The organism is Pseudoxanthomonas koreensis (assembly GCF_041890415.1).
Lineage (GTDB): Bacteria > Pseudomonadota > Gammaproteobacteria > Xanthomonadales > Xanthomonadaceae > Pseudoxanthomonas > Pseudoxanthomonas koreensis_A.
In genome coordinates this window covers 1,995,509-2,009,639 of record NZ_CP169056.1, presented here as the reverse complement: position 1 = coordinate 2,009,639, position 14,131 = coordinate 1,995,509, and the positions used below count along the sequence as shown (strand labels likewise).

Sequence of the window (14,131 nt, the reverse complement as noted above, 5' to 3'; positions counted from 1 at the left end):
GCGCTGCGACCGTTGTGGCCGCATCAGCTTCCACGCCACACAAGCGTCACACACAAACGTCACGCCAGGAGGAGCCGTCATGGGCAGCAACCGCAGCAAGCGTACCGACCGGCACGATGCCGGGCCCGCCGACAGTGGCCGCCAGCAGCAGGAAGTGGAGCAGGGCAGTACCGAGCAGCAGCAGGACGAGGATCTGGAGCAGCACCGCCGGCGGCCGTCGGACGAGGAACGCCAGGTGCGCCGCCGGCAGGGTGGCCACGACCGTCCGGTCGGCGACGACCACGTGCCGCACCGGCGCCCGCAGGCGGTACCGCGCGACGGGCGCGCCTAGGGCCAAGGCCAAGGCCCGGATGACGTGGCGCCTGCGCCGCGCCTAAGCGGCAGGCGCAGCCGTGGAGGCGCGCAGCATCAGCTGGAATTCCAGGGTCTGCTGGTGCGGGACATCAACCTCCCCGATGATCGCCAGCAGCAGGTTCACCGCGCGCGCGCCGATCTCGCACATGGGCTGGGCGATGGTGGTCAGCGGCGGGCTGAGGTAGCGCGACGAGGCCAGGTCGTCGAAGCCGACGATCGAGAAATCCTGCGGCACGCGCACGCCCAGGTCGCGGCAGGCGGCCAGCACGCCCAGGGCCATCTGGTCGCTGAAACAGAACGCGGCGGTGGGTGCCGGGGCGCTACCCAGCAGGGCGGTCCCGGCCGCGTGGCCGGACTCGACCGAGAAGTCACCCGGCACGATGCTCAACTGGCGCAGCAGCCCGCGCGTCCTGGCCGCGGCCCGCGCGCCTTCCAGCCGCTGCCGGTGCAGGGGGTTGTCGGGCGGGCCGCCCACCACCGCGATCCGGGTGTGGCCCAGCCCGTACAGGTGCTCCATGGCGGTGCGCGCGGCGGCGGCATTGTCGATGTGCACGCTGGGGATGCCCAGCGCCGGGTCGAACTCGCAGCCGTTGACCACCGGCGCGGTGGCGCCGAGCTGGCGGACGATCTCGCGCGCCGTGGGCGGCAGCCGGTGTCCGAGCACGATCAGGCCATCGGCCTCGTTGCGCGGCAGCATCTGCGCGTAGCGCTCCTCCCGTTCCGGCTGGTGCTGGGTGTCGCCCAGCAGCACGGCGTAGCCGGCGGTCTGCGCCGCCTCTTCGGCACCCTTGAGGATCTGCGCGAAGAACGGATTGCCGATGTCCGGCACCGTCACCAGGATCTTGCCGCTGCGCTGGGTCTTGAGCGTGCGCGCCACGGTGTTGGGCACATAGCCCAGGGCGGCGGCGGCGGCCTCGATCCGCTGGCGGGTGGCCGGCAGCACTTTTTCCGGCCGCGAGAGCGCGCGCGACACGGTGCCGGCCGAGACTCCCACGTGTCTGGCGATGTCGTAGATGGTTGCCATGGGCCAGCCCGCGCTCCGATGCGGTGCACAACAAGTGTTCGGAGCATCCCATGCTAGAGTGATGCAATCGATTGCATCAAGCGGGTGGCCGTGAAGACGCTCAAGGGTCCGGCGCTGTTCCTGGCGCAGTTCATCGGTGACAAGCCGCCTTTCGACCGCCTCGACACCCTGGCCGAATGGGCCGCGGGACTTGGCTATCGTGGCGTGCAGGTGCCGACCAGCGCTGCCCATATATTCGATCTGCAGCAGGCGGCGCAGAGCCAGGCCTACTGCGACGAGGTGGCCGGCATGCTGGCCACGCACGGCATCCGCATCACCGAGCTGTCCACCCACCTGCAGGGGCAGCTGGTGGCCGTGCATCCGGCTTACGACGCGCTGTTCGACGGGTTTGCGCCGCAGGACAAGCGCGGCGACCCCGCCGCCCGCCAGGCCTGGGCGGTCGAGCAGCTGATGCTGGCGGCAAAGGCCAGCCAGCGCCTGGGGCTGACCGCGCACGCCACCTTCTCCGGCGCACTGGCCTGGCCGTACTTCTACCCGTGGCCGCAGCGCCCGCCCGGCCTGGTGGAGGAAGCCTTTGCCGAACTCGGCCGCCGCTGGCGCCCGATCCTCGATGTCTTCGACGACTGCGGCGTGGACCTGTGCTACGAGATCCATCCGGGCGAGGACCTGCACGACGGCGCGACCTTCGAGCGTTTCCTCGAGGCGGTCGACCACCACCCGCGCGCGAAGATCCTCTACGATCCCAGCCACCTGCTGCTGCAGCAGATGGACTACCTGGGCTTCATCGACCGCTACCACGCGCGCATCGGCATGTTCCACGCCAAGGACGCCGAGTACCGCGTCGATGCGCGCAGCGGCGCGTATGGCGGCTACCAGGACTGGATCGACCGCCCCGGCAGGTTCCGCTCGCTGGGCGACGGCCAGATCGACTTCAAGGCGATCTTCTCCAAATTGGCCCAGTACGACTTCCCGGGCTGGGCGGTCGTGGAGTGGGAGTGCTGCCTGAAGCATCCGGAGGATGGCGCGCGCGAGGGCGCGGCCTTCATCCGCGAGCACCTGATCCGCGTGACCGAACACGCGTTCGACGATTTTGCCGGCAGCGGGGCCGATCCACAGGCGCTGCGCGGCATGCTGGGGCTTTGATTCCACACTGCTGATCGAGACACGGACCTGGGAGGGGAAGTGATGAAGTCCACGATGTCGCGCCTTGGCGCGATGATGTTCCTGCAGTTCTTCATCTGGGGCGCGTGGTTCGTGACCCTGGGCACGTACCTGGTCAACGGGCCGCTGCAGGCCAGCGCAAGCCAGGTAGCGACGGCCTTCCTCAGCCAGTCGGTCGGTGCGATCGTCGCGCCGTTCCTGGTCGGGCTGATCGCCGACCGCTACTTCGCCGCGCAGCGCATCCTGGCCCTGCTGCACCTGGCCGGCGCGGCGCTGATGTGGGGCGCATCGACCGCCACCAGCTTCAACGCCTTCTCCGGGTTCGTGTTCGGCTACATGCTGCTGTTCATGCCGACCCTGGCGCTGGCCACCAGCATCGCGATGCGCCACATGCGTTCGCCGGAGAAGCAGTTCCCGCCGGTGCGGGTGGCCGGCAGCATCGGCTGGATCGTGGCCGGCGTGCTGATCGGCTGGCTGGGCTGGGAGCAGACCCAGCGCCTGGAACTGACCTTCAAGATGGCCGCCATCGCCTCGGCCGTGCTGGGCCTGTACGCGCTGACCCTGCCGCATACACCGCCGCTGGCGCGCGACGGCAACGCGAAGCTGGGCGAGATCCTCGGGCTGGATGCGGCCATGCACCTGCTCAAGTCGCGCGCCTACCTGGTGTTCTTCCTGGCCTCGATCGCGATCTGCATCCCGCTGTCGTTCTACTACAACTTCACCAACCCCTTCCTCAACGACGTGGGCGTGCGCGGCGCGGCCGGGCTGCAGTCGCTGGGACAGGTGTCCGAAGTGCTGCTGATGCTGGCCATGCCGTTCCTGTTCGTGCGCCTCGGGGTGAAGGTGATGCTGGCGGTGGGCATGGGCGCGTGGGTGCTGCGCTACGTGATGTTCGCTTTCGGTGACGCGGACGCGGGCTTCAGCCTGCTGGTGATCGGCATCGTGCTGCACGGCATCTGCTACGACTTCTTCTTCGTCACCGGCCAGATCTATACCGACGCGCATGCCGGGCAGAAATTCCGCAGCAGCGCACAGGGCTTCATCACCCTGGCCACCTATGGCGTGGGCATGCTGATCGGCACCTTCCTGTCCGGCGCGGTCGTGGAGTACTACACCACCGACGCGGGCCCGGACTGGGAGCGGATCTGGCTGTTCCCGGCCGGGGTCGCCTTCGTGGTGCTGGTGGCGTTCCTGCTGCTGTTCCGCGAGCAGCGGCCGGCGCCCTCCGCCACGTCGCAGCACTGAGGCCTGCACGATGAACACGCTTGGAGTGGCCATCGTCGGCACCGGGATGATCGGCGCGGTGCATCGCCGCGCGGCACTGCTGGGCGGGGCGGTGGTGCGCGGCGTGGCCGCGTCTTCGCCGCAGCGCGCGCGCGAGGTGGCGCAGGACTGGGGCGTGGCCCGCGGCTATGCCGGCATCGACGAGGTGATCGCCGATCCGCAGGTGCAGGTGGTGCATGTGTGCACGCCCAACCACCTGCACCGGGCGATGGCCGAAGCTGCGCTTCAGGCCGGCAAGCACGTGGTCTGCGAAAAGCCGCTGGCCACCACGCTTGAAGACGCCCATGCGCTGGCCGCACTGGCCGCGTCCACCGGGCTGGTGGCCACGGTGCCCTTCGTCTACCGCTATCACCCTGTCGTGCGCGAGGCGCGTGCGCGCATCGCCAATGGCGACCTCGGCCCGCTGCGGCTGATCCACGGCAGCTACCTGCAGGACTGGCTGCTGGATCCGGCCAGCAACAACTGGCGCGTGGACCCGGCCCTGGGTGGTGCTTCGCGCGTGTTCGCCGACATCGGCTCGCACTGGTGCGACCTGGTGGAGTGGGTCGGCGGCGAGCGTTTTGCCGAGGTCAGCGCGGCGTTCGAGACCGTGATCGCGCAACGTGGCGTGGCCACCGCCAAGAGCTTCACCACGCCTGCGGCCGGCGGCGACACCCAGGCGGTGTCCAGCGAGGACGTGGCCGCGGCCATGTTCAAGACCACCCACGGCACCCTGGCGACGGTGACCGTGAGCCAGGTGTCGGCGGGACGACGCAACCGCCTGTGGTTCGAGATCGACGGCGCCCGCTCCAGCGTGGCCTTCGACCAGGAGGACTGCGAGCGGCTGTGGATGGGCTACCCGGACCAGCGCGAGGAAGTGTTCGTGCGCGGGCCCGGCGCCGGCAGCGCCGAGCAGCGGCGGCTGTCGGTGCTGCCTGCCGGCCATGCGCAGGGCTATGCCAACTGCTTCGAGGCCTTCGTGGCCGACACCTACCAGGCCATCGCGCGCGAACGCCCCGAAGGCCTGCCCACGTTCGAGGACGGCCTGCGCTCGGCGCTCATCGTCGATCGCGTCATCGCATCGGCCAGGTCGCGTGCATGGACGCCCATCGCCTGACGTCCCGCGGCGTGGCCGGGCCCAGCCCCGGCCGCACCGCCGCCTTCCGCCTGCCGCGCATCATGCGTGGGTGGACTCCCGCTCCGTCACCCCGATTCCGGAGGACATCATGACCATCCGTACCCTGCGCAGGATCGCGGCCGCCGCACTCCTGCTGTGCCTCGCCGTGCCCGCCTGCGCGCAGCAGGGCGATGCCGACGCAAGCCCCGCCACCCGCCCCGTCGCCGTGCAGATGTACACGCTGCGCAACGCAGGCTCGCTCGAGGACCAGCTGAAGATCGTCCACGACGCGGGCATCCGCGCCGTGGAGACGGTCGGCACGCAGAATGTCACGGCCGCGGAGCTGAAGCAGCTTCTGGACAAGTATTCGATCAGGCCGATCGCGGCCCACGTGGGGCTGCACGACCTGCGCGGCGACCTGGACGAGGTGGCGGCGTTCCATCGCGCCATCGGCAACAGCGTTCTGGTGGTGCCGTACCTGCAGGAATCCGAGCGGCCCACCGACGCCGAAGGCTGGCGCGCGCTGGGCCGCGAGCTGGGTGCCCTGGCCGGACGCCTGCAGCCGATGGGCATGCAGCTGGCGTACCACAACCACGAGTTCGAACTGGTCGAATTCGACGGCACGACGGGACTGGAACTGCTGTTCGAAGCTGCCGGCCCGGCGCTCGCCGTCGAGCTGGACCTGGCCTGGGTTGCGCGCGCCGGCCACGATCCGGCGGCGTTCCTGGGCAAGTTTCCTGGGCGCGTGTACTCGGTCCACGCCAAGGACAACGCGCCCGATGGCGAGGCCAGGGACGAACAGGGCTTCGCTGCCCTGGGCAAGGGCGTGCTCGACTGGAATGCGATCCTTCCCGCCGCCGCGGATGCGGGCGTGGAGTGGTACATCATCGAGCACGACCTTCCACGCGACCCTGCCGCCGTCGTCACCACGGGCGCGGCCTTCCTCGGCGAACACCTCGCCACCGACAACCGGCTGAGCGTGCAGGAGCAGGCCGACGGCTGGCAGCTGCTGTTCGACGGCAAGGACCTGTCGCAGTGGCGCAATTTCAAGCACGACGGGCTGAGCGACAAGTGGGTCATCGAGGATGGCGCCATCAAGCTCGCCAGCGGAGGCGGCGGCGACATCCTCACCAAGGCCAGGTACCAGGATTTCGACCTCAGGCTGGACTGGAAGATTGCCGAAGGCGGCAACAGCGGCATCTTCATCCTGGCCGATGAAACCGGCGAACACATCTACTCGCACGCGCCGGAAATCCAGATCCTGGACAACGAGCGCCACCCCGACAACAAGCGCGATACCCGTCTGGCCGGCTCCCTGTACGACATGATCGCCTCGCCCGCGGCCTCGCACAGGAGCGCAGGCGAGTGGAACCGGGTGCGCATCCTGCATGACCAGGGCCAGCTGACCGTCTGGCAGAACGGGGTGCAGACGGTGTCGGTGAAGATCGACGGCCCGGAGTGGCAGCAACTGGTGGCCGCCAGCAAGTTTGCCGACTGGCCGGGATTCGCCGCCAACAGCAGCGGCCATGTCGGCCTGCAGGATCACGGCGACGTGGTGTGGTTCAAGAATCTGAAGATCAAAGAACTGAAGCGATGAGCGGTTTCGCCCATGACGTGCTGGTGGTCGGCTCCGGCGCCGGTGGCGCCATGGCTGCATACGAGTTGACCCGTCAGGGCCACAAGGTGCTGATGCTGGAAGCGGGCCGCAACTACGACCCGAGAACGGAAACGCCGATGTTCAGGCCCAACTCGGCTGCGCCGCTGATGGGCGCGTCCACGCCCGACAAGGACTTCGGCTTCTACGATTCCACCGTCGACGGCGGCTGGCAGGTGCCGGACGAGCCCTATACCACCGCCGAAGGCTCCGAGTTCCTGTGGTGGCGGTCGCGCATGCTGGGCGGCCGCACCAACCACTGGGGCCGCTATTCGCTGCGCTTCAGCGAGCATGATTTCAAGGGAAAAAGCCGCGATGGCCTTGGCGCCGACTGGCCGTTCGACTACGACGACATCGCCCCCTGGTACGACAAAACCGAAGCCCTGATTGGCGTTTGTGGCACCAATACCGGCCTGGATGACATGCCGCCGTCGTCGGACGGGGTCCTGCAACCACCGCCCGTGCCGCGGGTACCGGAGCTGCTGATTGCCGCGGCGGCGAAGAAGCACGGCATTACCGCAGTGCCGATGCACCGCGCCGTGCTGACCAGGCCGCTGGACGAGCGTGCTCCCTGCTTCTGGGCTACGCCCTGCGGCCACGGGTGCTCGATCGGCGCCGCGTTCCAGACCACCACCTCGCTGCTGCCGATGGCGCAGGCCACCGGTAATCTGCGGATCGTCACCGATGCCATGGTCAAGACCGTGGCCACCGATGATCAGGGCAAGGTCACAGGCGTCGTCTATGTCGACAAGAAGACCGGCACCGAACGGGAACAGGGCGCGAAGGTGGTGGTGCTGGCCGCCAGCGCCTGCGAGACGGCGCGCATCCTGCTCAATTCGAAAAGCCACAGCCACCCGGACGGACTGGCCAATTCCAGCGGCCAGGTCGGCCGCAACCTGATGGACTCCACCGGTGCGGGCCTGTCGGCGCTGGTGCCGGCACTGATGAACCGGCCGCGCTACAACGAGGACGGCCACACCGCCAACCACCTGTTCATTCCCTGGTGGGGACACGAGGCCCACGCCAACGGGGAACTGGATTTCCCGCGCGGATACCACTTCGAACTCGGCGGACGCTTTTCCGAACCCGGCGCCCATGTCAGCGGCAACCTGCAGGGGTATGGCACCGCCCTGAAGCGGCAGGTGCGCGCGCATTACGGCGCCTACGTTTCGTTCTCGCTGCGCGGCGAGATGCTGCCGAACGAGCATTGCTACATGGATATCGATCCAAGCGTCACCGACAAGTGGGGCATTCCGGTGCCGCGCTTCCATTGGAAATGGTCGCAGCACGAACTCAGGCAGGTCGCCCATGGCCTGAAAACCGCCAAGGCCATCCTGGAAACCATGGGCGCGACCGTCGATGAGTTGCCCACTCCGGAAGAAGCGATCAAGAAGGGCGGCGAGATCATCCACGAGGTGGGAACCACCCGGATGGGCGATTCGAGCAGGGATTCGGTGACCAACCAGTGGGGCCAGACCTGGGACTGCCCCAACCTGTTCGTGATGGACGGCGGCGTGTTCGCCTCCAGCCCGCACAAGAACTGCACCCTCACCATCATGACGCTGGCGATGCGCAACAGCGCCTGGCTGGCCGACCAGCTCAAGGCGAGGAGGCTGTGATGCAGGAACCGCCACAGGGCCAGGGCACTTCTTCCACGCACATCGACAGCCCTGCGCCCGCCTACGCAAGCCGGATGAGCCGGCGCGAGTCGCTGAAGCTGCTGGCCGCGATGGCCGCGAGCGCCATGCTGCCTGCGTTGTCCGGCTGCGAGCCTGCGCCAACGGCAGGAGCAGCCCGAGGCGCAGCGGATGACGGGCACTGGCCGGAGCTCGACCTGCAGCCCGTGACCGGCACGGGTTACGGCAAGGATCCGGACCTGATGAGCCCGCCGCAAGTGCCCTGGCCGCTCACGTTGACGCCCGCCCAGCTGTCGCTGCTGGCCTTGCTGTCGGACATCATCGTGCCGGCGGAAGGCCAATCGCCGTCGGCATCCGCCGTGCAGGTGCCCACGGTGCTCGATGAATGGGTGAGCGCGCCATACGCCAGCCAGCAGCAGGATCGGCTGACCATCCTGTCGGCCCTTGCCTGGCTCGACGACGAAGCCGCCCTGCGTTTTTCGCAGCCGTTCTCGGCGCTTGGCACACCGCAGCAGCTGGCGATCATCGACGACATCGCCTACGACAACGCACAGACCCCACGGCAGTTCCAGCGCATCGCCAGGGCCTTCGCCCGCCTGCGCGATCTGGTGCTGGCGGCCTATTTCTGCACGCCGGAAGGCATGCAAGACATCGGCTATCTGGGCAACGTGGCCATTGCCGGCGATTACCCCGGCCCGACGCCGGAGGCCTACCGCCATCTGGAGACGGTGCTGGCCGAACTCGGGCTGAGCAAGTTCGCCTATCCGGTGGCCTGACCATCCTCCCCGGCCACACGCGCCTGCTTCATCACACGCTGTAGGGGGAGTGCAGGGCGCTGCGCGTCCCTACAGCTCGCGCACCCAGAGGTTGCGGAAGCTGACCTTCGAGTCGTGATCCTGCAGGTAGATCGGTGCGCAGCCGTGCGGTGCATAGGAGGGCGCGCCGCGATACTCGGTGCGGCCGGCGATGACGGTGTCGTCCTGCACCAGCACCCCGTTGTGCAGCACGGTGATGCGCGCGGGCGCGAGCAGGCCGCCGCCATCGGAAAACCGCGGCGCCTTCCAGATGATGTCGTAGGCCTGCCACTGGCCGGGCGCGCGCGAGGCGTTCACCAGCGGGATCGCCTGCTTGTAGATCGAGGCCGCCTGGCCGTTGGGGTAGGTGGCGTTGTCATGGCTGTCGAGCACCTGCAACTCGTACAGCTCCTGCAGGAAGATGCCGCTGTTGCCGCGGTTCTGGCCGTCCAGGCCGCGGGTCTGTGCCGGCGTGCGCCATTCCACATGGAGCTGGATGTCGCAGAAGTGCTGGCGGGTGCGGATGCCCTTGCTGCCCGGCACCACGGTGAAGGCGCCATCGGCCACCTTCCAGGGCGCCTTGCCGCCCAGCTCCGATTCCCAGGCCGAGAGGTTGCGGCCATCGAACAGCACCACCGCATCCGAGGGCGCCGCGCCGCGAGGCGTTGCCACCGCGGCAGGCACGGGCGTCCAGGCCTCGGTGCTGGCCGGGTCGGGCAGTGGGTCCTGGGCAAAGGCGGGGCAGGCAGCCAGCATGCACGCCGCCACGATGCAGGCGGACGGGGGTGCATGCGCCGGCAGCCGGCGCGGGCGGCGCGACATCAGCTCGTCCCCCAGGCCGGCGTGCCTGGCTCGTAGGGCAGGTCGCCGTCGTAGTGACCGGGCACCGGCTCGTAGCGCAGCACTTCGGTCGCTCCCACCCGTGAGGTGAAGAAGCTGAACAGGACCAGTTGCTTGATCATGGTGAAGTAATGCAGGTTGCCGCCGCTGCTGGCGCCTTGCGGCGAAACCCAGGCGCCGCGCGACTGCGCGCTGGCCTGCGCATCCAGCTTGCCGAGCAGCCTGGCGCGCTCGGCCGGCGCCAGGGCGAGGAAGCGGCCACCGGCGCGCTTTTCCAGGTCGGCCAGGCCCGCGCGGAACCTTGCCTGGTCCTCGGCGGTGTAGCAGTCGGCGACGAACACGGCCATGAACGCGCCCACTTCGGCGTCCTTGGCCCCGGGCGTGTCGGTGCGCGGAATGATGGTCTCGGCGATCTCGTCCATGAGCGCCACGTCGTCGCTGGAAAAGCTGCTGGTTGAGTGCGCGACGGGCGCCTGCCCGTAGACGAACGCGGGCATGCCGATCATCGCCACCCCGGTGGCCGATGCAATCAGTTTGAGCAGTTCACGACGTTGCATCACAGGTTCCCCGCCTTGAGTTCGCGCACCGCATGGTCGGCGGCGCGCGCGGTGAGCGCCATGTAGGTCAGCGACGGGTTCACGCAGCTGGCCGAGGTCATGCAGGCGCCGTCGGTGACATACACGTTGGGCGCGTCCCAGACCTGGTTGTGTGCGTTGAGCACAGAAGTCTTCGGGTCGCGGCCCATGCGCGCGGTGCCCATCTCGTGGATGGCCCTGCCGGGGGCAGAGTCGCCACCGTAGGTCTGCACGTTGCGCACGCCTGCCGCCTCCAGCATCTCGGCGGCATCGGTGGCCATGTCCTTGCGCATCGCCCGTTCGTTGTCGCGGAGCGACACGTCCATCGCCAGCACCGGCAGGCCCCACTTGTCCCGCTTGTCGTGGTCCAGGCGGATGGTGTTGTCGTGGTAGGGCAGCATCTCGCCGAAGGCGGTCATGCCGATGGTCCAGTCGCCCGGTGTGCTCAGTGCTTCCTTCAGGCCGGCGCCGATGCCCAGTTCGGCAACGCTGCGCGACCAGCCCTGCCGGCCGGCACCGCCCTGGTAACCGAAGCCGCGCAGGTAGTCGCGCCGGTCGTTGCCCACGTTGCGGAAGCGCGGGATGTAGAAGCCACAGGGGCGGCGTCCGGAGTAGTACTTGTCCTCGTAGCCATCGACGATGCCCTGGGCGCCGACCTCGAAGTGGTGGTCCATGACGTTGTGGCCCAGCTCGCCGGACGAGGAGCCCAACCCGCCTTCCCACACGTCGGTGGCCGAGTTCATCAGCACCCAGGTCGAGTTGAAGCTCGATGCGTTGAGGAAGATGACGTTGGCCGTGTACTCGTAGGTCTGGCCATTCTCGGCATCGATGATCTCCACGCCGCGTGCGCGCTTGCGGTCCTTGTCGTACAGCACTTCCTTGACGATGGAGAACGGACGCAGGGTGAGGTTGCCGGTCTGCATCGCCGCCGGAAGCGTGGCCGACTGGGTGGAGAAGTAGGCGCCGTACGGGCAGCCCAGGATGCACTTGTTGCGGTACTGGCAGTTGACCCGGCCATGCTCGGGCCTGGCCTCGGTGAGGTTGGCGGTGCGCGAATGGATGATCCGCCGGGTGCCGCCGAAGGCCTTGCGCACGCGTGCGGCCACGTCCTTCTCGACCACGTTGAGCGGGATCGGTGGCAGGAACTTGCCGTCGGGCAACACGTCCAGGCCTTCCACGGTGCCGGCGATGCCGGCGAAGGTTTCCACGTGGTCGTACCAGGGCGCGATGTCGGCGTAGCGGATCGGCCAGTCCACGGCGATGCCTTCGCGCGCGTTGGCCTCGAAATCCAGTTCCGACAGGCGGTAGCTCTGCCGGCCCCACAGCAGCGAGCGTCCGCCCACGTGATAGCCGCGGAACCAGTCGAACCGCTTGGTCTCGGTATACGGGCAGTCCTTCTCGTCGGCCCACATGCCCGCGGTGTTCTCGGCCAGCGGGTAGTCGCGCTTCAGTACCGGATGTGCTTCCTTCATCGCCTGGGTGGGCACGTTGCGATGCGGGAAGTCCCACGCTTCAGTGGCCGCGTTGACGTAGTCCTTGACGTGCTCGATGTTGCGCCCGCGCTCGAGCATCAGCACCTTGAGGCCCTTTTCGGCCAGTTCCTTCGCAGCCCAGCCGCCGCTGATGCCCGAGCCGACGACGATTGCGTCGTAATGATTGTTCGCCATGGATGCTGCTTCCTGGATGATGCCGTGGGTCACACGTCGCAGATGCGGATGGCCTCGCGCAGCGAGGCGGCCGGGTCCGGTGCCGAGGGCATGAACTCCTGGGCGATGTACCCGTCAAAGCCGGTGTCGCGGATGGCGCGGCAGATGGCTGGGTAGTTGAGTTCCTGGTCCTGCCCGATCTCGCGCCTGCCGGGCACCCCGGCGGTGTGGTAGTGGACGAAATGCTGGTGGTGCCTGCGGATAGTGGCGATGAGGTCACCCTCCATGATCTGCATGTGATAGATGTCGTAAAGCAGGCCGAAGTTCCCCGAACCGAGGCGTTCGCACAGTTCCACGCCCCATGCCGAGCGGTCGCACAGGTAGTCCGGGTGGTCCACCCGCGAATTGAGCAGTTCCATCACCAGGCGCACGCCGCGGCGCTCGGCGTGGCCGAGGATGCGCTTGAGGCCGGCGGCGCAATTGGCCAGGCCGTCATCCGGGTCCATGCCGTTGCGGTTGCCGGAAAAGCAGATGAGGTTGCGATAGCCGGCGTCCGCGACCAGGTCGATGTGGCGGGTGTAGCGCGCGACCAGTTCGTCGTGGAAGCGGGGGTCGGCAAAACCTTTCTCCAGCCCGAGTTCGGCGCCGTTGCACATCGAGCTGTGCACGCCATGCGCCTTCAGGGTCGGCCAATCCTCCGGGCCGGCCAGGTCGATGGCGGAAAATCCGATCTGCCTGACCAGTGTGCACAGCTGCGCGATGGAAAGCTGGTGGAAGGTCCAGCGCGCCACTGAATGCTTCAGCACGCCCTTCAGCGCCAGCGGGGCGTCGGTCGGCGATGGCGCGGCGGTGGCAAGTGCCGGCGCGGCCAGGCCCATGCCGGCAAGCAGGGCGGTGCGCAGTGCATCGCGCCTGGTGAATCCAGGGTTCATCGTGGGCCTCCCGGGCTGGTTTCACTGCAATGCAATCGATTGCACGATAACCCGAACGCGGGACGCCACGCATGCCGCACTGCAGCGTGGGGACGAAGTGTGACGTGGGTCTGCTGCATGCCCGTGGCGCACGGGCATGCACGGTGCCATCACGCCGGAGGAACCGGCGTGGAGCGCAACTCAACCGGGCTTGCGCGCGCTCAGGAAGGTCCACAGGTCGCGGTAGGACGGCACCAGCACGTCCTGCTCGCAGCGGTCCTCCAGGTGGCTGTCCACCGCCTCGCGGATCAGTGGCAGCAGCGCGCGCCGCTGCGCGCGGTCGTGCGCATCCTCGCGCCCGTGTCCGCAGCACTGCATGCTGAACACGCCGCCTGGCCGCAATGCACGCGCCGCCAGCGAGACGATCCCGGCCACGAAGCCGGGGAGCGACTGGCCCTCGTGCACCGGTTGCATGGTCAGGTCGTAGATCACCGCATCCAGGTCGCGCGCCTGCGCGATCCAGGCCAATGCATCGCCGGTCACGAGTTCCACCTGCGGATGGGCGTAGGCATCACCACACAGGGCCGGCAGGTGCTGGCGACAGAGCTCGACCACGCGCGCGTCGATCTCGATCATGGTGATGCGCGGTGCATGCGGCAACGGTTCAACGCTGCGCAGCAGTTCGTTCAGCACGCCGCCGTCGCCGCCGCCGAGGATGGCCACGCGCGACAGCTGCGACAGGCCCAGCAGCGGGCTGACCATGGCGATGCCATAGGCGCAATCGGATTCGGAAATCTGCAGGTCGTCATCGAGGAACAACTGGCCGCCGAACACGGGGTGGCGGGCGATGCGGACCTGCTGCAGGCCGGTGTGCTCCTCGGCCAGGATGGTTGGAGCAACAGGGTGGAGCAGTGGCGGAACACGGGATTGGAGGCCGGCGCGATGGCCGTGGAGTGGTTGCATCGGGTATCCGGTTCATGCAGGGCAGGACAAGCCATCCTCGGCAAACTGGCTGCCGGTTGCAAGTTCGCGCCACGATGCATGCGGCGCGAACACCTGCGAAAACACGTGGCGAAAACACGCCGCGCTGTACCATGACCCGGCCGTAGCGCGCTGTGCGCCGGCCTGGGTCCTGCCAGGAGGGGCATGGCGCGG

At 68.2% G+C, this 14,131-nt stretch carries 13 protein-coding genes and 1 pseudogene; 8 read left to right on the top strand and 6 right to left on the bottom strand.

Translation table 11 applies throughout. The annotated features are described in order from the left end of the window. Positions 1 to 79 precede the first annotated feature (79 nt). A complete protein-coding gene (locus tag ACEJ41_RS09260; RefSeq protein ID WP_374011992.1) occupies positions 80 to 331 on the top strand; it encodes a hypothetical protein in 252 nt (83 codons plus the stop codon). A 42-nt stretch (positions 332 to 373) separates the two neighbouring features. On the opposite strand, the gene ACEJ41_RS09255 is transcribed toward ACEJ41_RS09260, so the two are convergent. Continuing rightward, positions 374 to 1,378: a LacI family DNA-binding transcriptional regulator gene (locus tag ACEJ41_RS09255; protein ID WP_374011991.1), complete on the bottom strand. Its 1,005-nt coding sequence runs from the start codon at positions 1,376 to 1,378 to the stop codon at positions 374 to 376. Positions 1,379 to 1,468: 90 nt separating this feature from the next. Between ACEJ41_RS09255 and ACEJ41_RS09250 the strand changes: the two genes are divergently transcribed. The 7 genes and pseudogenes from ACEJ41_RS09250 (at position 1,469) to ACEJ41_RS09220 (ending at position 8,986) form a co-directional block, all read left to right on the top strand. Next, entirely contained in the window at positions 1,469 to 2,521 is a 1,053-nt protein-coding gene (locus ACEJ41_RS09250) for a sugar phosphate isomerase/epimerase family protein (RefSeq protein ID WP_374014108.1), read from the top strand. A 42-nt stretch (positions 2,522 to 2,563) separates the two neighbouring features. Continuing rightward, positions 2,564 to 3,784, top strand: a complete 1,221-nt coding sequence (locus ACEJ41_RS09245; protein ID WP_374011990.1) for an MFS transporter — start codon at positions 2,564 to 2,566, stop codon at positions 3,782 to 3,784. Between the two features lie 10 nt (positions 3,785 to 3,794). Continuing rightward, positions 3,795 to 4,919 carry a Gfo/Idh/MocA family protein gene (locus tag ACEJ41_RS09240; RefSeq protein ID WP_374011989.1) on the top strand — a complete coding sequence of 375 codons (1,125 nt, stop codon included), beginning with the start codon at positions 3,795 to 3,797 and terminating at the stop codon, positions 4,917 to 4,919. 109 nt (positions 4,920 to 5,028) lie between these two features. Continuing rightward, a pseudogene (locus tag ACEJ41_RS09235) lies at positions 5,029 to 5,886 on the top strand (sugar phosphate isomerase/epimerase family protein); the annotation flags it as partial. A 12-nt stretch (positions 5,887 to 5,898) separates the two neighbouring features. Continuing rightward, positions 5,899 to 6,516 (top strand): DUF1080 domain-containing protein, encoded by a 618-nt coding sequence (locus ACEJ41_RS09230; RefSeq protein WP_374014107.1) that lies wholly within the window; start codon positions 5,899 to 5,901, stop codon positions 6,514 to 6,516. Beyond that, on the top strand, positions 6,513 to 8,192 hold the full coding sequence (locus tag ACEJ41_RS09225; protein WP_374011988.1) for a GMC family oxidoreductase: 1,680 nt from the start codon (positions 6,513 to 6,515) through the stop codon (positions 8,190 to 8,192). Before ACEJ41_RS09230 ends, ACEJ41_RS09225 begins: the two co-directional genes overlap by 4 nt. Further along, entirely contained in the window at positions 8,192 to 8,986 is a 795-nt protein-coding gene (locus tag ACEJ41_RS09220; protein WP_374011986.1) for a gluconate 2-dehydrogenase subunit 3 family protein, read from the top strand. Before ACEJ41_RS09225 ends, ACEJ41_RS09220 begins: the two co-directional genes overlap by 1 nt. A 69-nt stretch (positions 8,987 to 9,055) precedes the next feature. Here the strand turns inward: ACEJ41_RS09220 and ACEJ41_RS09215 are convergent, their stop codons facing one another. From ACEJ41_RS09215 to ACEJ41_RS09195, 5 genes are all read right to left on the bottom strand, one after another. After that, positions 9,056 to 9,760 (bottom strand): DUF1080 domain-containing protein, encoded by a 705-nt coding sequence (locus ACEJ41_RS09215; protein ID WP_374011985.1) that lies wholly within the window; start codon positions 9,758 to 9,760, stop codon positions 9,056 to 9,058. 65 nt (positions 9,761 to 9,825) lie between these two features. Then, positions 9,826 to 10,401 (bottom strand): gluconate 2-dehydrogenase subunit 3 family protein, encoded by a 576-nt coding sequence (locus ACEJ41_RS09210; RefSeq protein WP_374011984.1) that lies wholly within the window; start codon positions 10,399 to 10,401, stop codon positions 9,826 to 9,828. Continuing rightward, positions 10,401 to 12,086, bottom strand: coding sequence for a GMC oxidoreductase (locus tag ACEJ41_RS09205; protein ID WP_374011983.1), 1,686 nt, complete (start codon positions 12,084 to 12,086; stop codon positions 10,401 to 10,403). Before ACEJ41_RS09205 ends, ACEJ41_RS09210 begins: the two co-directional genes overlap by 1 nt. A 29-nt stretch (positions 12,087 to 12,115) precedes the next feature. Further along, a complete protein-coding gene (locus ACEJ41_RS09200) occupies positions 12,116 to 12,943 on the bottom strand; it encodes a hydroxypyruvate isomerase family protein (protein WP_374014106.1) in 828 nt (275 codons plus the stop codon). Positions 12,944 to 13,177: 234 nt separating this feature from the next. Further along, positions 13,178 to 13,939 (bottom strand): spermine synthase, encoded by a 762-nt coding sequence (locus ACEJ41_RS09195; protein WP_374011982.1) that lies wholly within the window; start codon positions 13,937 to 13,939, stop codon positions 13,178 to 13,180. Positions 13,940 to 14,131 lie beyond the last annotated feature (192 nt).